The sequence below is a fragment of the Plantactinospora solaniradicis genome (assembly GCF_042658085.1).
Classification (GTDB): Bacteria; Actinomycetota; Actinomycetes; order Mycobacteriales; family Micromonosporaceae; genus Plantactinospora; species Plantactinospora solaniradicis.
Genome location: NZ_JBHSPR010000032.1, coordinates 360,165 through 379,216 on the forward strand (window position 1 = coordinate 360,165; position 19,052 = coordinate 379,216).

19 protein-coding genes are annotated in these 19,052 nt (G+C 70.8%); 5 read left to right on the plus strand and 14 right to left on the minus strand.

The features are described from left to right. Window positions 1-15: 15 nt before the first annotated feature. The 4 genes from ACFP2T_RS30365 to tuf all read right to left on the minus strand — a co-directional run bounded on the left by ACFP2T_RS30365 (window position 16) and on the right by tuf (window position 4,510). A complete protein-coding gene (locus ACFP2T_RS30365) occupies window positions 16-1,035 on the minus strand; it encodes a threonine aldolase family protein (RefSeq protein ID WP_377428054.1) in 1,020 nt (339 codons plus the stop codon). Between the two features lie 37 nt (window positions 1,036-1,072). Continuing rightward, entirely contained in the window at window positions 1,073-2,479 is a 1,407-nt protein-coding gene (locus ACFP2T_RS30370; RefSeq protein WP_377427689.1) for a class II 3-deoxy-7-phosphoheptulonate synthase, read from the minus strand. A gap of 208 nt (window positions 2,480-2,687) precedes the next feature. Further along, the gene (locus ACFP2T_RS30375) at window positions 2,688-3,188 is read right to left on the minus strand and encodes a hypothetical protein (protein WP_377427692.1); all 501 of its coding nucleotides are present in this window, start codon (window positions 3,186-3,188) and stop codon (window positions 2,688-2,690) included. A gap of 134 nt (window positions 3,189-3,322) precedes the next feature. Then, complete coding sequence (gene tuf / locus ACFP2T_RS30380; protein WP_377427695.1) at window positions 3,323-4,510, minus strand: elongation factor Tu; 1,188 nt, start codon at window positions 4,508-4,510, stop codon at window positions 3,323-3,325. Window positions 4,511-4,968: 458 nt separating this feature from the next. On the opposite strand from tuf, the gene ACFP2T_RS30385 reads away from it, so the two are divergent. The 3 genes from ACFP2T_RS30385 (at window position 4,969) to ACFP2T_RS30395 (ending at window position 7,465) form a co-directional block, all read left to right on the plus strand. Further along, a complete protein-coding gene (locus tag ACFP2T_RS30385; protein ID WP_377427698.1) occupies window positions 4,969-5,460 on the plus strand; it encodes an SSI family serine proteinase inhibitor in 492 nt (163 codons plus the stop codon). A gap of 153 nt (window positions 5,461-5,613) precedes the next feature. Beyond that, window positions 5,614-6,903, plus strand: coding sequence for an MFS transporter (locus ACFP2T_RS30390; protein ID WP_377427701.1), 1,290 nt, complete (start codon window positions 5,614-5,616; stop codon window positions 6,901-6,903). 100 nt (window positions 6,904-7,003) lie between these two features. Next, window positions 7,004-7,465: an LURP-one-related/scramblase family protein gene (locus ACFP2T_RS30395; protein WP_377427703.1), complete on the plus strand. Its 462-nt coding sequence runs from the start codon at window positions 7,004-7,006 to the stop codon at window positions 7,463-7,465. A 79-nt stretch (window positions 7,466-7,544) separates the two neighbouring features. Here the strand turns inward: ACFP2T_RS30395 and ACFP2T_RS30400 are convergent, their stop codons facing one another. The 3 genes from ACFP2T_RS30400 to ACFP2T_RS30410 all read right to left on the minus strand — a co-directional run bounded on the left by ACFP2T_RS30400 (window position 7,545) and on the right by ACFP2T_RS30410 (window position 9,396). Then, on the minus strand, window positions 7,545-7,970 hold the full coding sequence (locus tag ACFP2T_RS30400; protein ID WP_377427706.1) for a nuclear transport factor 2 family protein: 426 nt from the start codon (window positions 7,968-7,970) through the stop codon (window positions 7,545-7,547). Between the two features lie 10 nt (window positions 7,971-7,980). Beyond that, the gene (locus tag ACFP2T_RS30405; RefSeq protein WP_377427709.1) at window positions 7,981-8,598 is read right to left on the minus strand and encodes a class I SAM-dependent methyltransferase; all 618 of its coding nucleotides are present in this window, start codon (window positions 8,596-8,598) and stop codon (window positions 7,981-7,983) included. Between the two features lie 129 nt (window positions 8,599-8,727). After that, the gene (locus ACFP2T_RS30410) at window positions 8,728-9,396 is read right to left on the minus strand and encodes a hypothetical protein (protein WP_377427712.1); all 669 of its coding nucleotides are present in this window, start codon (window positions 9,394-9,396) and stop codon (window positions 8,728-8,730) included. A 103-nt stretch (window positions 9,397-9,499) separates the two neighbouring features. On the opposite strand from ACFP2T_RS30410, the gene ACFP2T_RS30415 reads away from it, so the two are divergent. Beyond that, the gene (locus ACFP2T_RS30415; RefSeq protein WP_377427714.1) at window positions 9,500-9,862 is read left to right on the plus strand and encodes a hypothetical protein; all 363 of its coding nucleotides are present in this window, start codon (window positions 9,500-9,502) and stop codon (window positions 9,860-9,862) included. A 255-nt stretch (window positions 9,863-10,117) separates the two neighbouring features. On the opposite strand, the gene efeB is transcribed toward ACFP2T_RS30415, so the two are convergent. The 7 genes from efeB to ACFP2T_RS30450 form a co-directional block, all read right to left on the minus strand. After that, a complete protein-coding gene (efeB, locus tag ACFP2T_RS30420) occupies window positions 10,118-11,389 on the minus strand; it encodes an iron uptake transporter deferrochelatase/peroxidase subunit (RefSeq protein WP_377427717.1) in 1,272 nt (423 codons plus the stop codon). A gap of 24 nt (window positions 11,390-11,413) precedes the next feature. After that, a complete protein-coding gene (gene efeO / locus ACFP2T_RS30425) occupies window positions 11,414-12,550 on the minus strand; it encodes an iron uptake system protein EfeO (protein ID WP_377427720.1) in 1,137 nt (378 codons plus the stop codon). A 22-nt stretch (window positions 12,551-12,572) separates the two neighbouring features. Further along, the gene (gene efeU / locus ACFP2T_RS30430; RefSeq protein ID WP_377427723.1) at window positions 12,573-13,451 is read right to left on the minus strand and encodes an iron uptake transporter permease EfeU; all 879 of its coding nucleotides are present in this window, start codon (window positions 13,449-13,451) and stop codon (window positions 12,573-12,575) included. Window positions 13,452-13,686: 235 nt separating this feature from the next. Beyond that, window positions 13,687-16,182, minus strand: coding sequence for an FtsX-like permease family protein (locus ACFP2T_RS30435; RefSeq protein WP_377427726.1), 2,496 nt, complete (start codon window positions 16,180-16,182; stop codon window positions 13,687-13,689). Continuing rightward, window positions 16,179-16,904 (minus strand): ABC transporter ATP-binding protein, encoded by a 726-nt coding sequence (locus ACFP2T_RS30440; RefSeq protein WP_377427729.1) that lies wholly within the window; start codon window positions 16,902-16,904, stop codon window positions 16,179-16,181. Before ACFP2T_RS30440 ends, ACFP2T_RS30435 begins: the two co-directional genes overlap by 4 nt. After that, window positions 16,901-17,506, minus strand: coding sequence for a PadR family transcriptional regulator (locus ACFP2T_RS30445; RefSeq protein ID WP_377427732.1), 606 nt, complete (start codon window positions 17,504-17,506; stop codon window positions 16,901-16,903). Before ACFP2T_RS30445 ends, ACFP2T_RS30440 begins: the two co-directional genes overlap by 4 nt. 118 nt (window positions 17,507-17,624) lie before the next feature. Further along, a complete protein-coding gene (locus ACFP2T_RS30450; protein WP_377427734.1) occupies window positions 17,625-18,536 on the minus strand; it encodes a M56 family metallopeptidase in 912 nt (303 codons plus the stop codon). A gap of 90 nt (window positions 18,537-18,626) precedes the next feature. Between ACFP2T_RS30450 and ACFP2T_RS30455 the strand changes: the two genes are divergently transcribed. Then, the gene (locus ACFP2T_RS30455) at window positions 18,627-19,031 is read left to right on the plus strand and encodes a BlaI/MecI/CopY family transcriptional regulator (RefSeq protein ID WP_377427737.1); all 405 of its coding nucleotides are present in this window, start codon (window positions 18,627-18,629) and stop codon (window positions 19,029-19,031) included. Window positions 19,032-19,052: the final 21 nt, after the last annotated feature.

The following is a 19,052-nucleotide window of genomic DNA, read 5'->3' on the forward strand; positions in this document are numbered from 1 at the left end:
TCGAACCCACCCCGGTCAGCGGCGGAAGATCTCCGTGAGCACCTCGATCGCCCGGTCCACCCCGGCGTCGTCCAGGTCGTAGTGCGTGACCAGCCGGGCGATGCGCGGGCCGAGCACCGACACCAGTACACCCCGGTCCCGGGACGCCACGCCCAGCTCGGGTGCGTCGAATCCGCACTTCGTCAGGTCCAGCGGCACGATGTTGGTGCGTACCGGACCGGCCAGGACACCGAACGGGGCGAGCGCGTCGGCGAGTCGGGCCGCCCGGACGTGGTCGGAGGCGAGCCGCTCGACGTGATGGCGCAGCGCGTACCGGCCGGCGGCGGCGAGCACGCCCGCCTGGCGCATCCCGCCACCCATCCGCTTGCGGATGACCCGGGCCCGCTCGATCTGCTCCGCGCTGCCGACCACCACCGAGCCGGCCGGCGCGCCGAGCCCCTTGGACAGGCACACCGACAGGGTGTCGAACAGCTCGCCGTAGCTGGTCAACGGCACCCCGTCGGCCACGTGCGCGTGCCAGATCCGAGCCCCGTCGCAGTGCAGTGCCACCCCGGCGCCGTCGGCGATCCGGCGCAGCTCGCGCAGGGTGCCGAGCGGGATGACTCCCCCGCCGCCCCGGTTGTGGGTCTGCTCGACCGCGATCGCCCGGGTCGGCACCGCGTGGTAGCCGTCCGGCCGGATCATCGCCGCGACCTGCTCCGGGTCGATGTCGGCGCCGACCGGCGACCAGGTCCGCGACGACACCCCGCCGTACGCGGCTGCCGCCCCGATCTCGTACGTCACCACGTGCGCGTCGGCGTCGCAGAGCAGTTCCTCGCCCGGTGGCACCAGCAGTTGGATCGCGATCTGGTTGGCCATCGACCCGGTCGGGGCGAAGAGCGCCGCCTCGTGCCCGAACAGGGCGGCGACCTCGGCTTCGAGGGCGTTGACGGTCGGGTCCTCCCCGTACACGTCGTCGCCGACCTCGGCCGCCGCCATCTCGGCGCGCATCCCCGGGGTAGGCCGGGTGACGGTGTCGGAACGAAGATCGACCAGGGCCGGGCCCGGGGTTGGGGTTGGGGTTGGGTCGAGGTCAGCCACGAAGCATCTCCGCCACCAGGAAGGCCAGTTCCAGCGACTGCTGGGTGTTCAGCCGGGGGTCACAGGCCGTCTCGTAGCGATCCGGCAGGTGCACGTCCTCGATCGCCTGGGCGCCGCCGAGGCATTCCGTGACGTCCTCACCGGTCAACTCGACGTGCAGGCCGCCCGGATGGGTCTCCAGGGCCCGGTGCACCTCGAAGTAGCCGAGCACCTCGTCGACGATCCGGTCGAAGTGCCGGGTCTTGTAGCCGTTCGAGGACTCGTGGGTGTTGCCGTGCATCGGGTCGCACTGCCAGACGACCTTGGCGCCGGCCGCGGTGACCTTCGCCACGATCGGCGGCAGCACATCGCGGACCAGGCCGTTGCCCATCCGGCTGATCAGGGTGAGCCGGCCCGGCACGTTGTCCGGGTTCAGCTTCTCGCACAGCTCGATCGCCTCGTCCGGGCTGGTGGTGGGGCCGAGTTTGACCCCGATCGGGTTGGCGATCCGGGAAATGAAGTCGAGATGGGCACCGCCGAGCTGCCGGGTGCGCTCACCGACCCAGAGGAAGTGCCCCGACAGCCCGTACGCCCGCCCGTCGGAGACCCGGGTCAGCGCCCGGTCGTACTCCAGGGCCAGTGCCTCGTGTGAGCAGTAGAGGGTGACCGTGCGGAGCGCCTCGTCCTCGGTCATCCCGCAGGCCCGGATGAAGGCGAGCGCGCGGTCGATCTCGCGGGCGATGGCCTCGTAGCGCTCACCGGCCGGGGAGTTCCTGACGAAGCCCTTGTTCCAGTCGTGCACGGCGTGCAGGTCGGCGAGCCCACCCGCGAGGTACGCCCGGAGCATGTTCATCGCCGCGGCCGAGTTGGCGTACGCCCGGATCATGCGCTGCGGGTCGGCGATCCGCGCCTCCGGTGTCGGCTCCAGCGAGTTGATCATGTCGCCCCGGTACGCCGGCAGCCCGCGCGCGTCGGTCGGCAGCGAGCGCGGTTTGGTGTACTGCCCGGCGACCCGGGCCACCTTGACCACCGGCAGCGACGCCCCGTACGTCAGCACCACCGCCATCTGGAGCAGCGTCCGGGCGTTGGCCAGGAGGTGGCTCTCGGTGTTGTCGGTGAACGTCTCGGCACAGTCGCCGCCCTGGAGCAGGAAGGCCCGCCCCTCGCAGACCATCGCCAGCCGCGCCCGGAGCTGGTCGACCTCGTACGGCGCGACGACCGAGGGCACGTTCTGGAGGATCTTGCACACCCCGTCGACCACGCTCGGGTCGGGCCAGGGCGGCGTCTGAGCCCGCGGCAGGTCCCGCCACCGGTCCAGTCCGAGTGCCTCGTCCTCGGCGGAATCCTCGGTCGGACGACTGGTCTGCAGGGCGGTGTTGCCCACCGCGGGGTAGCTCAGCTGATGCCACTCATGGCGCATGGAGAGAAGCGTACGGCGACACCCCGACCAACCCCGGAGCGAGGGGCGCCCGTCCGCTTCGTGGGAGTGCTTCCGCTTCGTGGAAGCCCGTCGTGGCTCTCTTCTTGATCAGTAAGGATTCGGCTTACTGATCAAGAAGGATCCGGCCTGTCCGGCGGCCGGTCCGGACCTCTTGTGATCATGGCTGCCGGCCGGGCCGGTGGCCCGATCAGGAGTCGGCGGGCGGCGTGGGCGAGCCGGACGCGGGCGGGGTGTTGCCGCCGATCGCCTCCTTGGCGATGCACCACTGGCCGTCCGCCCTGGCCACGGTGAAGAGGAGCTTGATGGGGCTGCTCCTGCCGCCGGCCTTGACCGTGATCACGGTACTGACCTCCTGGTCCGCTCCCTTGGCCCGGACGTCGGTGATCTTCGCCGTCGAGACCGAGAAGTGCTTCGCGAAGTCGCCGTTCGGCCCGGTGGCACTCAGGTCGAAGGACTCCTGCAACGGCGCGCAGAGCTGCTCGCGGCCGTCCGCGACGCTCTTGGCCTTCATCGCGTCCAGGTACGCCTGCACCCGCACGCGGGCCCGTTCCGGCCCCTCGTCGACCGGGGTGGGCTTCGGGTCCGCTTCCTGCCCGATCGAGTCGAGTAGACCGCAGCCGGTCAGGCCCAGCGGCAGCATCGCCAGCACCACGGCCAGGCCTGCCACGCGCCGCCGTACGAGCACCATCGCGCTCCTTCCAGAGGGAGACTCCACCCTAGTCGAGCCCCCACCCGGCGTTCAGCCCGGTTAGGAAGGGGCCCTTCTTCTACAGAAAACGATAAGAAGGGCCCCTTCCTTACAAGCACTCCGTGCGCGGGTGCTCAGTCGAGCAGGGCGGTCACCGTGCCCGCCGCGACCGTGCGGCCGCCCTCGCGGACCGCGAAGCCGAGCCCGACGTCCATCGCGATCGGCCTGCCGAGTTCGACCGTGAGGGTGACCGTGTCGCCGGGGGCGACCTGGGGCAGCTCGCCGAGGTCGACCGCGCCCACCACGTCGGTGGTACGGAAGTAGAACTGCGGCCGGTAGTTGGCGTGGAACGGCGTACGGCGACCTCCCTCGGCCGTGCTCAGTGCGTAGAGCTGGGCGGTGAACCTCCGGTGTGGCGTGACGCTGCCCGGCAGGGCCACCACCTGTCCCCGCTGGACCTGGTCGCGCTTGACCCCACGCAGCAGTACGGCCGCGTTGTCCCCGGCCTGCGCCGAGTCCAGCGACCGGCCGAACGTCTCCAGTCCGATGGCGACGGTGGAGAGGGTCGGCGCGAGCCCGACCACCTCGACGGGGTCACCGGCGCGGATGGAGCCACGCTCGACGGCCCCGGTCACCACGGTTCCCCGGCCGGAGATGGTGAGCACGTTCTCGATCGGCATCAGGAACGGCCGGTCGAGTTCGCGCGGCGGCACCGGGACGTACCGGTCGACCGCGTCGAGCAGGTCACCGATGGAGCCGACCCAGGCGGGGTCGCCCTCCAGGGCCCGCAGCGCGGACACCCGCACCACCGGCACCTCGGCACCGGGGAAGCCGTACTCGCTCACCAGTTCCCGCACCTCCAGCTCGACCAGGTCGAGCAGTTCGGGGTCGGTGACCGCGTCCGCCTTGTTCAGCGCCACCACCAGGTACGGCACCCCGACCCGCTGGGCGAGCAGTACGTGCTCACGGGTCTGCGGCATCGCGCCGTCGAGCGCCGAGACGACCAGGATCGCCCCGTCCACCTGCGCCGCACCCGTGATCATGTTCTTCACGTAGTCGGCGTGACCAGGCATGTCGACGTGTGCGTAGTGCCGGGTCGCGGTCTCGTACTCGACGTGCGCGATGGTGATGGTGATGCCCCGGGCGATCTCCTCCGGTGCCCGGTCGATGCCGTCGAAGGCGACGAACCGGTTGACCGCCGGGTCCCGCTCGGCGAGCACCTTCGTGATGGCGGCGGTCAACGTCGTCTTGCCGTGGTCGACGTGCCCCATCGTGCCGATGTTCAGATGCGGCTTGGTACGGATGAACTGACTCTTGGCCATGGTCGGTCTGTCCTCGGTAGAGGGGAAATTGGCGGGCGATGAGCGCGGGCGGGTGCCACACCGCGAGAAAGGACCGCGCCAGAACCGCGCATCCGGTGCACGCGACCAGGGCGACACCGGGAAACCGGGCCACCCTCCTCCGTGGGTTCTGCTGGTGCGGGAGGAGGGTCAGCCTCGCGCGCCGGTATCCAGCCGGTCCGGCCGGGTCGATACAACGTCCAGCCGGGGCGACGCCACGCATACGGCAGTGGGGCCCGGCAGGAGGAAACCTGCGGGCCGCGCGAAGGCTGCCGTACCGAACATGGCGATCACGGTAGGCCGGAACGGCGACGGGGGCCACCGATATTCCCGCCGGCCGGCCAGCCGGTCAGTCAGCCGGGACGGCTGTTCCCGGGCTCCGGGCACTGGCCTGTGCGACGATACATTTGCATCGATGTTGGTCGATCAGAGGAGGAAGCATGAGAAGGCTCGCCGCCGTCCTCGGCGCGCTCGTCATGGGAATCGTCGCCTCGATGGTGCCCACCGGGTCCGCGCTGGCCGATGGCTCCGCGTCGGCCCATGGACCCGCGCAGATTTCCGGATCCGTACCGGTCACGCCATCGGTCACCTCGCTGCACGTCGTGATCGGCCCGCCCCAGGGGCCCGGCCCCAGCAAGCGGACCGAGCCGGTCGTCGTGTTGCTGCGCTGCGACGCACCCGGCAACGAGCACCCGTACCCCGCCGAGGCATGCGCCGAGATCGAGGCGGCCAAGGGAGACATCGACGCCATCCCGGCAGGAAGCGCCGGGTGCGCGGGCGTCTGGCAGCCGGTGAAGATCAGCGTGAGCGGGGTCGTCGCCAACGAGTCGGTGCAGTGGTCGGACCAGGTGTCGAACGAGGGCTGCGCGGTCAACTCGCACGGACACGTCTTCCGACTCCCGCTCGACGCCCGCCAACCAGACATCGACTGAATAGGCGACCGTCCGTCGGGTACGAGGTGGGGGAAGGCCACAATGGCCTTCCCCCGGGGCATGCGGGTGACCAGCGACACCCTGGCGTACCGTCCCCGCACTTCCTAGGGTCTAGCCGGTTGGCTACTGGATACAATCTTTACCGGGGGACGCGTGCGGACGGCAAGGGCGTGGCTGAGCGACACCGCCGGCGGGTTACCCGGGGCCTTCTGGTACCTCTGGACCGGCCTGCTGATCAACCGGGTCGGCGCCTTCGCCATGCTGTTCCTCCCGCTCTACCTCGCCGATGCACGTCAGGCCAGTGACGCACTCGCCGGCCTGGTGGTCGGGGCGTACGGGATCGGTGGCGTGGCCGGGGTGCTGCTCGGCGGGGTACTCGCCGACGGATGGGGGCGGCGCAGCACGCTCCTCTGGTCGCACCTGGCCGCGTCCGTGCTGATGGCGGGTATGGCGATCACCACCAGCCTGCCCGCCATCGCCCTGCTCGCCGGACTCGTCGGTATCGCCCACTCGATGCCCGGACCGGCGTTCGTCGCCGCGATCGTCGACGTGGTCCCGGCGGATCGCCGGTCGCGCGCGTTCAACCTGCACTTCTGGGCCTTCAACCTAGGCATGGCCGGCGCGTCGGCCCTCGCCGGACTGCTCGCCGAGGCGAGCTACCTGGCGCTGTTCCTGGTCGACGCGGCGGCCACCCTCGCCACCGCCGTCATCATCGCCTGGAAAGTGCCGGAAACCCTGGCCCCGGCCACTGTCCGAACCACCCCGGCCATCCGGGCCGGGCTGCGGACCCCGCTCACCGACCGCACCTTCCTGGCCTTCGTCGGGCTGACCTTCGTGCTCGCCGTGCTGAGCACACAGACCTCGACGGTGATGCCGCTGGCGATGCGCGCCGACGGGCTGAGTTCCTCGGCGTACGGCCTGGTCGTGGCGCTGGGCGGCGCACTCATCGTGGCCGGTCAACTCTTCGTGCCCCGGCTGATCGACGGTCGCCGCAAACACCGGGTGCTGGCCTGGGCCACCGGACTGACGGCATTCGGGTACGGCAGCCTGGCGCTGGCGGATCAACTTCCCGGGTACCTGCTGGCGGCGCTGGTCTGGACGATCGGCTCGATGCTCGCCGCACCGCCGAACGCGGAGATCAACGCCGAACTGGCCCCTCCGGTCCTGCGCGGTCGATACCAGGCGGTCTTCTACCTGACCTTCCCGGCGGCGGCGTTCGTCGCCCCGACGATCGGCGGGGTGAGCCTGCAGTACCTCGGCGACTGGCACTGGCTGGCGGTCGGCGCGGTCGGCCTCATCGCCGTCGCCGGCCACCTCGTCACGGGACCCCGCCGGGAGCGCCGGGTCGCTCAGCTGGCCCGGACCGATGCTCCGGTCACCTCCGGCCCGGGGCGCCTGACGTCGACGTGTCCGGGGCCCGGCGGGGCGGCGTCCAACGCTTAGCCGGGCAGGACAGGCCGAACCGGGCTCGCCGGGCGGCGGCCACCGCTGCCGTCGACGAACCGACACGTGCCGTTTTGCGCGACCGGGCTAGCCTGACGGCATGTTGGAGGCCCGGAAAGCCAGCGTCTGGCGAAGCCGCTACGAGGTCAGCGTCGACGGACGAACGGTCACCACCTGGGACAACGCCTTCTGGAAGAGCGGCGGCAGCTTCGAGCTGGCCGGACGGCATTACCAGGTACGCGGCAACTTCCTGGGCAACCGGTTCAGCATGGTCGACGCGGACGACCGGGTCGTCGCCTCGGCGGACCGGGTCGGCCGGAAGCGGTGGACGGTCGAGGCCGACGGACAGACCTACCAGTTCCAGCGGGCGTCGCTCTGGAGCAACGAGCAGGAGCTGCACGCCGGAGGGCGCCGGGTGGGCTCGGTGAAGCGGACCAGTCTGTGGCGCGGCGACCTCACCGCCGACCTGCCGGGTCTACCGCTGCCGGTGCAGATCTTCGTCCTCGGCGTCGTCATCACCATGCTGGATCAGCGGGCGGCCGCAGCGGGCGCCGCCAGCTGAACGAGCCGCTCCGGACGGCAGCTCGACAGCCGCCACGGGCAGCAGCTCGACAGCCGTCACGGCAGCAGTCCGACAGCCGTCACGGCACTTTTCCGGATTCCACGGACGACAACACCGTGAAGTAGTCGCGGAGCCGGACGATCTGTCCGTCGCGAACCCGGAAGATCCATACGAGGGACATCGTCATGCGTTGCCCGGTCGTACTCTCCAGCACCGTGTCGATCTCGGCGATGAACACGTCGGGGTCGACGGTGTCGTGCAGCACGTACCCGGACTGTTCGAAATCGACCGTTCCCTGATAGGCCGGATCCCGGTGGTACGCCCCGATGCCCTCCCGGATCGCGGCCCGGCCCTCCAGGCGGCGCGGCAGCGGATGACCGTCGGGAACCAGCGGCGCCTCGAACACGCCGTCCTCGGTGTACATGGCGGCGATCGCGTCGGGGTCTCGGGAGATCGCCCCGGCGTACAGGTAGCGCTCGAAGATTTCCTTGTGCGTGAGGGTCACTCTCTCAAGCCTACCGGCGGGGCTGTGTTCGGCGGCTGCTGACGAGCAGATACCGCTCGTCGGTGATCTCCTGGCCCCAGAGGCGGGAATCATCCAGTACCCGCACCTCGGCCTCCCGACGGCAACGCAGCACGAGTGCCCGACAGGTGGCTGCCGGTAGTCCCGTGCCGGTCGACCAGCAGCCCTCGACCAGCACGAGTCGGCCCTGCGGTCGGAGCAGGCTGATCCAGTGCGCCAGCACACGATCCGGATCCGGCAGCGCCCAGAGCACATGCCGTGCGAGCACCACGTCGAAGGACGACCGCGCGAACGGAAGCTTCGCCCCGTCCGCGAGGACATAGTCGACGCCCACCCCCGCGCCGATGGTCTTCTCCCTTGCCGCCGCCAGCATTCGGGGGGCGAAGTCGACGCCACGCACGTGGTGCCCGGCCCCGGCCAGCAGTACCGACAGGCTGCCGGTCCCGCAACCGACGTCGACGATCGAGGCCGGCGCGGGCGGCAGAACTGGCAGCAGCAAGTCTGCCCACGCCCGCCGGACGCCGGAGTCACGCAGGCCGTGATCGGCCTCCTCGTCAAAGGCCGTCGCGTGTTCGTCCCACGACTGCCGCGTCCCGCCGGTCACCGGCATGCCCCGCTCGACCTCGGCCGCCCGGCCGAGACATTGGCGACCATCGGTCGCTCAGGGCGGCCCCCCGGAGTCGGTCGTCCAATCATGTCCCGACCATAACGACGGGGTCCGACACGGCGTGGCCACGGATTACCCCACGCCACCGACCCGCCGGGGCAGAAAGGGCGCGAAATGCGCGGCCACCAGATCGGCGACCGCACGTGCATCGCGGGTTCCGTCGACCTCGATCACCGGAACGTTCAGACGCCGGGCGCTCCGTACCGCATCCTCGGCGATCAACCGGTCACGGGCGATGCGATTCCGTTGCGCGAGTCGGGGGTCGCTGACCGGGGAACCGACGCCACCGGCGCGCGGGAGGCGGTCGATCTGGTGCTGCCGGAACTCCTCGGTGGGCACCATGACCACCATCCGGTCTGTCGATTCGGTGATCGGGGCGACCAGTTCCGGGCGTAGACCCCAGCCGTCCGCCAGGATCGGACGAGGTGAGACCAGCGCCCGCAGGTCGTCCTGCACCCACTCGAAACGCACGACGAACTCCGCCAGCGCCTTCCGCGCCATCTCCGCGGGTGTCGCCTCGATCCAGATCGCCTCCGGATCCGGTACGGTCGGCGGCTCGCCGCGTCGGATCCGCCGAGCGAACCGACGATCGTCATGGCCACGGGCGTCGTGGTAGTCGTAGTGATAATGCGTCAGGCCGTACTCCTCGGCGAGAATTCCGGCCACGGTGGATTTGCCGGCCCACTGACCGCCACCAATCCAGAGCGCGCGTCGAAGGGTGGTGAACGGATCCCATTGCATGTCTGCAAGCGTGGTGCCACCAGAAGCCAAGATCAAGTCTTGTTCTTCGCTCCGACGAATGGTCAACTGGAATTAGAGAGAGCCCGAGTGGCAGAGTTGCGGCGTGGAGATGTCCGACGCGGACCAGGTGTGGAACCGGGCGTGTGCCTCGGAGTGTGCCGGCACCGGCCCCGGCGACCGGCACCTCTGGGCACTCCTGCGGGTGCACGGCGCGGTCATGAGCGGCGGCGTGGGCTTTGCCGCCGACGTCTGCTCTCCCGAGGAGTTCGCCCGGTCGGCGGACGCGAGCCGATACTTCGGTCTGCCGCACCTGTCTCGGGTGATCGCCCGAGTCGCGCGCTCCAGCCCGGAAGAGGACGAGGAACTCCAGGCCGCGTACGACGAACTCGTGCCACTCGACCAGGTCCTCGCCGACGCCTTCGAGCGCCGGTACCGCGCCGCACCACTGGACTTCGCTCCGCTGTGAATCGCCCGCTTCCCCGGGTCAGGCTCGGGGATGCCCCAGGACCCAACCCAGGAATCGGTTGCCCAGGACCGTCGGCTCCGGAGCGCCGGCCGGATTGAGCACGTAGAGGTCGCGCGAAGACCATCGGCCCGGTCGGCTGACCCCGCCGAGGCGCCGCGCGTACTCGATGATCGCGGAGAGTTCGGCTCGTGCGGACCGGCCGAACTCTCCGCGATCATGAATGGGACGCGCCGCCAGCGGCGTCCGGGACGGGGGTCAGCGGAACAGCGCCCGCCCCCAGTGGTCGTCGCCGTCGCGTACCCCGGGTGGGCAGGCGAACAGGCCGCTGGAGATGTACCGCAGGTACTCGTTCAGCAGGTCGTGGCGGGCAAGCTGGGTCTGGATCGGCACGAACTGCCGACGCGGATCCCGCTGGTACGCGATGAAGAACAACCCCGCGTCGAGCCGGCCGAGCCCGTCCGAGCCGTCGACGAAGTTGTAGCCCCGACGCAGCAGCCGCGCGCCGCCGTGCTGGCTAGGGTGGGCCAGCCGTACGTGCGCCTGCTCGGCGATCACCGGCTCGCCGTCCGGACCCTTCAGTTCCAGATCCAACTCGTCGAACTCGTCGCCACCCCCCAGCGGCGCGCCGCTGCCCTTGCTCCGGCCGATCAGCGCCTCCTGCTCGCCGAGCGAGGTCCGGTCCCAGGTCTCGATGACCATCCGGATCTTGCGGGTCACCAGGTACGACCCGCCGGTCATCCACTCCGGACCGTCGCCCGGCTGCACCCAGAGCTGCTCCGCCAGGTCGGGGTCCTCCGCCTTCACGTTGGCGGTGCCGTCCTTGAAGCCGAACAGGTTACGCGGGGTCGCCTGGTCCCGCGACGTCGACGACGTACGTCCGAATCCCAGTTGCGACCACCGCACGCTGACCACGCCCATGCCGAGGCGGGCCAGGTTCCGGATCGCGTGCACGGCCACCTGGGGGTCGTTGGCGCACGCCTGCACGCACAGGTCGCCGCCGGAGATCTCGGGGCGCAGTGCGTCGCCGGGGAATTTGGGCAGCGCGGCCAGGGCGGCGGGCCGCCGGTCGGCGAGGCCGAAGCGGTCCCGTCCGTCCGCGTCCCGGAACAGCGACGGACCGAAACCGACGGTCAGGGTGAGCTGGGACGGCGGTAGCCCGAGCGCCTCACCGGTGTCGTCCGGTGGCGCCTCCGGGATGCCGCCGACCGCGCCGATCTCCCCGGCGTCCTGCCCGGCGGTCATCCGGGCGGCGGCCACGCTCCAGTCCTCGAGCAGCGCGACCAGCCTGGCCCGGTCCTTGGTGATGACGTCGAACGCGACGAAGTGCAGCCGGTCCTGCGCCGGAGTGGTGATCCCGGCCTGGTGCTCGCCGTGGAACGGCACCGCCGAGGCGGCGTGGTGTTCGGTAGCGGTCCGGTCCCATGACCGGCTGCCACCCAGCGCCGTCGCGCCGGCCATCCCGGCCAGGCCCGTCCCGGCCAGGGTCATCGCCCGCCGCCGGCTCAGCCGACCGCTCCGCTCGCCCATTGGGCCTCCCTCGACTGCTACGACCTACTTGGCGACGACTGCCGCGACCTTGCTGATCGGCTCGGCGAGGGCGTTGATGCCGTCGGAGAGTTCCTTCAGCTCGGCCTGGCTCAGCGCGGTGTGCAGCTTCCAGCCGTCTCCGGCGCGGTGCTTGCCGAGCAGGGTCTCGACGTTGGTGAATTCCGTGTCGAGCTGCGTGATCAGCTCGGGCGCGCGTTCCTGCAACACCGGGCGCAGCGCGGCGATCGCGGCCTTGGAGCCTTCCAGGTTGGCGTTGAAGTCCCACAGGTCGGTGTGCGAGTAGCGGTCCTCCTCGCCGGTGATTTTGCCGGTGGCGACCTCGTCGAGCAGTTCCTTCGCACCGTTCGCCAGTTGCAGCGGGGAGAGCTTCTCCGCGTTGGCCTTGGTCACGATCTCCTGGATGTCGGCCATCAGCCGGTCGGCGATCGGGCCGGCCTTGCTGATGTCGCCGCTGACCCAGAGGTCCTTCTCGATCCGGTGGAAGCCGGTGAACTCCATGCCCTCTTCGATGACCTCTTCCCGGCCGTCGATCTTGGGGTCCAGGTCACCGAAGATCTCCGCCACCGGCTCGATCCGCTCCCAGTAGGTGCGGGCCACCGGGAAGAGCGCCTTCGCCTTGGCCACATCTCCGGCCTTGACCGCGGCGACGAACTCGCCGGTCTTCTCCAGCAGCGCACCGGTCTGGCTCTTGACGTACCGCTGGTAGTTGGCGGTGGCGTCGGCCAGCGCGGCGTCGGCGGTGAGTGGCGCCGCCGATCCGCTGACCTTGAGCGCGCCCCGGATGCCCTTGCCGCTCATGCCCGGCTTGCAGGCCGTCTGGTACGTGCCCGCCGGCAGTTCGACCCGCAGTTCCCGGCTCAGTCCGGGCGCGATGTTCTCGACCTCGCCCATCACCCGGTCGCCGTCGGCGTAGACGTAGAACTCGGTCACCTTGGCGCCCGAGTTGGTGACCTTGAAGACGGCCGTCCCGGCCGCGATGTCGGTGCTGCCGACCTCGCACGTGCTGTCGTCGGCCTTGACGGCGATCGGTCCACCGGCGTCGTTGGCCGCGTCGTCGTCGTTCCCGCCGCCACACCCGGCCAGCCCGGCCGTGGCGAGGACACCGGCGGCGACGGTCGCCAGGAATCGGGAGGTACGCATCGGGTCGGTTCTCCTTGGAAGGTCAGGCGTGCTGCGAGGCGGGCGCCTCGGAAGCCGGGCTGGTGGTGGGCGGGGCGGACTGGGCGGAAGCCGGCGTGCGACGCCCGGGCCTCAGGAAGAACAGGAGTACGGGGACCGCGTACCCGATCCAGGCGATCGTCTCGAAGACCGTGGGGGCGGGGGTGATGTTGAACATCCCGGCCAGCAGCGCCGCGTACCAGGTGCTCGGGTCGAGCGTGGCGGAGATGTCGAAGGCCAGGTTGTTCAGGCCGGGCAGTACGCCCGCCTCCTGGAAGTCGTGCACGCCGTACTTGAGGATGCCGGCGGCGACGAGGATCAGCAGCGCGCCGGTCCAGGTGAAGAACCGGCTCAGGTTGATCCGCATCGCGCTGGCGTAGATCAGGATGCCGAGCACCATCGCGGTGACGATGCCGCCGATCAGCGCGAACAGCGGCGCGGTGTCGTCCGCCGCTCCCTGGGCGGCCGAGTAGAAGATCAGCGCGGTCTCCAGTCCTTCCCGCACCACCGCGAGGAAGGCCATCACCGCCACCGCCGCCGACCCGACGGCGAGCGCCTCGGTCAGCCGGCTGCGCAACTCGCCCGCGATCGACCGGGCGGCCCGGCGCATCCAGAAGATCATCCAGGTGACGAAGACGACGGCCGCGACCGAGGTGATCGCCTCGAAGAGTTCCCGCTGGTTGCTGGTGGCCAGCAGCGAGGTCGAGGTGTACTCGATCAGCCAGCCGAAGAACACCGAGACGGCGACCGCGAGGCCGACCCCGAGCCAGACCTGCGGCAGTCGGTCCCGCCGCTGCGACTTCACCAGGAACGCCACCAGGATGCTGACGACCAGGGTGGCTTCGAGCCCTTCGCGCAGGCCGATCAGGTAGGTGGCGAACATCGGATCGCGTCCTTCTCCGGCACCCCCCGACGACCTGGTCCGGGTGCGCCTTGCTCTGGTTCCCGGGTACGGCGTCAGGTCGTGCGCGACCCGGACCGGCCCCCCGCTCCTCTACTGGCTGTAGAAGTTAGCAGAGCCTAACCTATGCTCGCTAGCGCGAATCGGGTGGCATACCAGCACGCACCGCACCCACCTGGTACCGCGTGGTACCAGGTGGGTGCGGTGCGGCCAGCCCTCAGGTCAGGGCTTGACGGGCGACGGCGGCCGGTTCGCGTCCCGCCAGCAGCCAACCGCAGACGGCGGCGACCAACGGAAGTCCGACAAGCAGGGCGAGGAGATGAACCACGGGTACGTGGCCCAGGGTGTCGAGCTGCCCCCAGTACCCGCCGATCAACCCGAGGTACGCGCCCACCGTGCCGAGCACCACGCCCAGCAACGCGAGTGCGCCCGCGGTGATGGCGGTCAACGTACGGCGAACCCCGCTCGTGGCGCCGGCGGCGGTCAGGGTACGCAGGTCCCTCGCCGCCTCCGTCCGGATCAGTCCGACGGTCATCGCCAGTACGCCCAGCGCGAGGAGCATGCCTCCCGCGGTGACACCGTTCTGTAGCGCGGCCAGGCTCAGCGGCGCCTCCCTGGACTCGATGTGCAACCCCGCGTTCGCCGCGATATGCCGCGCCTGCGTCAACTGGTCGTCGCCCAGTGCCCCGGTCGCCTCGACGAACCAGCCGACCCGACCCTGCTGCCAGCCGAACCGCCGTAGGGCATCTTCGGTGATCAATGTGGTCGGGGCGGAGGTATAACCAGGTACGTCGATCCGCTGGATCTTCAGCGGCTGTCCCCTCCCCCTGATACCCGAGAGCTGGAGGTTCGACTCGCCTCGTACCGTCAGCAGGTCGGTGCCCGCGGCCACGGAAGCGGGGTCGATCCCGTAGTGCCGCAGTTGGGCCGGCGTGGCGACGAAGAGCGGGACGGACCGCAGATTTCCGTCGCCGGTCGGCCAGCCGGCGTCGATGCCGGGCCGCCCCGACTCGCCGCCGTCCTGGCCGCTCTCCACTCTGGAGTTCGGATGCACGGGGATGTCCATCGGGATCACTGTCGCGCCACCGAGAACGCCCGCGATCCGGTCGACCTCGGCCTGCAGGCTCGCGAGCTGCGCCGGAGTCCGGACCGGAACGATGGGCGCGACCTGCCGGTCGATCCGTACCACCAGTTGCCGGTCCGACAGGTTGCCGAACGCGGCGGCTGACCTGGCGACGGAGGCGGAGGCCACCACCACGGTCCCCACCGGAATCGCCAGACCGAGGCTGATCGCCGCCAGCGCCGCCGCCGAGCGGGCCTGGTACCGGCCCAGGTCCCGCAGGGCGAGCCGGGCCGCGATCGGCAGCCCGCCAGCGACCATCGGCAGCATCCTGATCGCCAACGGACTGACGAACAGCAGGCCGACGGCCGTCGCCAGCGTGCCACCGATGATCAGCCACGGGTTGCGCTGTTCGGCACCGACCAGGCATCCGACACCGATACCGAGGAGCGCGATCGCGGCGATCGCGGAGCGACGTGCCGGCTTCGGTCGCGGTGGCCGCGCGGAGAGGGCCAGCACGATCGGGACCCGCGCCACCGCCCGCGCGGGCCACCACGCGGCAGCGGTGGCGGTCAGCACGGCGAGCAGGGCGGCCGCACCGATCAGCGGCCAGGGCAGGTCGAACCGGCCGACCCGGTGCCCGACGGCCGACTCGAACGTCGGCGCCACGACAACCCAGAGGGCCAGGCCGATTCCGCCGCCGAGGAGTGCGGCGATCACCCCCACCACGGCCCCGTTGACCACCATCACCAGGCGCAGGTGTTTCTCGGTCGCCCCCAACGCGGCGAGCATGCCGAGTTCGCGTAGCCGGCGCTGGGCGACGACGGCGAAGCCGGCGGCGGCCACCAGGCAGACCAGGAGCAGGCCGACAGTGGTCAACGCGAGCACACCCGCCGCGGCCGCGTTCCTCGGATCGACCCCCCGCTCCTGCGTGACCGGGCGCCGCCCGCTGGGATCCCGGAATTCGTGCACCCGGTCGGCGCTGGCCCGCACCAGGACGGCCACGGTCTGCGGCGGATCCTGGTGGGCCGGGGAGACCAGAGCGAACTCGTCGCTCAGGTCGCTCGGGTTCTCCACCACGCCCACCACGGACCGGCTGCGGCCGTCGAGTGCCAGCCGATCCCCGACCCCGACTTCGAAGATCGCCGCCATCTCGTCCGTGACGGCCAATTCGTCCGCGCCGGTCGGGTACCGACCCTCTCGCAGTCGCAGCATCGGCCCGCTGAAGGCACCGTCCGGATCCTGTGCCCGGATCTGCACGTTGTTGGCCGAGCCGGGAATCGGCGCGGCCCGCCGCCCGACGACGTCGACGGTGCCGAAGAACTGCTCGGTGGCGGCCAGGGAGGCCGCCAGGGCCGCCGGGTCGGAGCCCTCGTACGACAGGAGGTGACTGGCCGTGCCGAAGGTGGCGTCCCGGGAGGCTGTCACGTTGTACGCCGCGGACACGCCGCCGATCGCCGCCATGACCGCGAGGGTGAGGAGGGCGAGCAGGATCATCTGTTGGCGCCACTGGCGGCGGAAGATCCGCCAGGCCCAGCGGGCCACGGCCCGGCGGGCCGGAAGTCCGCCACCGGACCTCCCACGCTCCGCCCGGGTACGCACCGGTGACGGCGTGGCCGGGCCGACCTCGCTCACCGGTGACAGCCGACTCATCGGCCCGGCTCCGCCGCGAGCAGGGACTCCGGGCCGGCGGGCGGTGCGGTCTGGTCGACGATGTGCCCGTCCCGGAGGAACACCACACGGTCGGCCCAGGACGCCAACTGGGCGTCGTGGGTGACCATGACCCCGGCGATCCCCTCCTGGCAGGTGGCCCGCAGCAGGCGCATCACCGCCTCGCCGTTGACCGAGTCCAGCGCACCGGTCGGCTCGTCGGCGAGCAGTAGCTGGCGGTCGCCCACCACTGCCCGGGCGATCGCCACCCGCTGCCGCTCGCCGCCGGAGAGCTCGTCGGGATACCGTCCTGCCCTGGCCGACAGTCCCAGCTCCTCGAGGGCGCGCATGGCCGTCCCACGGGCGGTCCTGGCGCGTACGCCATCGAGTTCGAGGGGCAGGGCGACGTTCTCCGCGGCGGTGAGCCCGGCGAGCAGGTTGAAGTCCTGGAAGACGTACCCGATCGCGCGGCGCCGCATCCTTGCCCGATCGTTGGCGGACATCCGGGACAGGTCGGTACCGGCCACCAGGACCTCGCCGCTGGTCGCCTCCTCGAGGCTCCCCGCGATCGTCAACAGTGTGCTCTTGCCGGAGCCGCTGGGCCCCATGATGGCGACCAGCTCGCCACCCTCGACGGTCAGGTCCGCCTGGTCGAGCGCCCGTATCTCGGTGGGACCCGAACCGTACACCTTGGTCACCTGACGCAGTTCGAGCTGTGCGGTCATCGACGGGCCTCCGCGCGGGGAGAGGTGCGGGGCGCGGTGGAGGCCGGGGCGACCGGGGGCGCGGCGGTCGGGGGAACGGACGTGGTCGCCGGCCGTCGGGTCAGCCGGACGTCGGCCGCGTCGAGCCACCGTACGGCGGCCTCCAGCCGGAACAGCTCGGCGTCGACCACGAGTCCGACCCCGATGTCCTGCTCCGACGCGTCCGCCTTCAGTCGGGTGTACCGCTGCATCGCCTCGACCAGATGCCGGCGGTGCACCTGCACCACCTCGTGTACGTCCACCCCGGGCACGGTCAGCGCCACCAGCACCTTGATCACCAACTCGTCGCGTGGCGGAAGCGTGGCGTCCGGCGGTGTCCTGAGCCAGGCCGCGAGCTCGCGGTTGCCGACGGCGGTGATCCGGAATCCCTTCTGCGGGCCCTCCGCCAGCGTGTCCTCGGACTCCACCAGTCCATCGCGTTCGAGTCGTTGCAGGGTGGTGTAGACCTGACCGACGTTGAGCGGCCACACCTCCCCGGTCCGCTCCTCGAACTCCTGCCGCAGCTGCAACCCGAACTTCGGACCCTCGGCGAGCAGGGCCAACAGGGCGTGCCGAACACTCATGAGATGCCTCCAGGTCTGTATATACCGAGTATAATACTCGGTATACGAGTTCCCGGGCGACGGGGTCGCAGGTGGGATCTGGACCTGCTCCGATGTGGTGGCCGCGCTGTTGCCGCGGCTATCGGCCGGGACGGGCCGCGTTGAGCAATTCGAAGAAGTCGTAGATCGCCTCGCCGGTCCAGACGAGCGAGGCCAGGGCCAGCGACACCGGCAGGGCGCGTAGCGCGGGCCAGCGAACGGGTGTTCGCGGACGCAACAGTTGCGCCACCCGGCGCGGGACAACTCCGCCGGGAGCCGCGACGTGCAGGCCGGGCCGGGTGTCCCGGTTTCCCGTCGTGGCCAGCGCGGCCGTTCCGATGGCGTGGGCAACCGTACGGCGACTGCCGATCTCGACCGCGGCCTGCTCGTCGGCCGCCCGTTCCACCAGGTAGTCGACGTGACGGGCCACCCACCAGAGAGCCGGGTGCGTCGCCGCGGCAAGTTCGGCCAGCAGGACGAGCCGGTGATGACCCGCCGCGAGGTGCGCGTGCTCGTGGGCGAGCAGCGCGTCGAACTGACGATCGGTGAGCAGTTCACGCATGCCGGTGGTCACCACGACGTGACCCGGCCGGCCCGGCACCGCGAACGCCTGTGCCGTCGGGTCGGGCAGCACCACGAGCCTGTCGCCGTCGGGCAGCTCGACGTGGCTGAGGTCGAGTGCCTTACGGTGACCGCGCCACCGCAGACCAATCGAGACAACGGCGATGACCAGCAGCGCCGCGCTCAGCCAGGGCACCCAGGCCACATGTGCGGTGTCGTCCGCGACCACCTGGGCAGACCAGCCGAACGTCCTGCCGACGGCCGGCACCTGGGCGATGGCCTTCAGCGTGAAGAGGGTGAGGTTGACCAGGCTGGCCGCGCCCACGCCCGCCGCCGACCAGGCCATGATGACAGCGGCGGTCGAGGGTGGCAGCCGATCGGCCAACAGCCGCATCGCCACCACGATCAGCGGCGGGACCACGACCACTGACCACACGAAATGATCGAACATGACTCTCCGTCCGGACCGGTCGAGTCTGCCACGGCCGAGGCTCGACGGGCCGGCCGGAGAAGACCGGGGCAACCGATAGAGTCAGATGTGATGAGTCCGACACCACCCCCTGCCGACGCCTCGTCCGAAAGCGCCCGCCGACGTCCCGGCCAGCTCGAAGCTCAGGTGGTCACGGTCCTCGTCGAGGCCGAGGGCCCATTGACTCCGGGCGAGGTCCGCGATCGGCTCGACCCCGGCGGGGGGCTGTCCTACAGCACCGTGGTGACGACCCTGACCCGGCTGTTCGACAAGGGAGCGGTCACCCGTGACCGGGACGGTCGGGCGTACCGCTACGGCGCGGTGCGGGACGCCGCCGGACTGGTCGCCGAGCGGATGAGCCGGCTGCTGGCCGCCGAGCCCGACCGCGGTTCGGTGCTGCGACGGTTCGTCAGCACACTGGACGACGGGGACGAGCAGATCCTGCGCGGCCTGCTCCGCCAGGATTCCGACGGGTGACGGTCCAGGTCGGACCGCTGC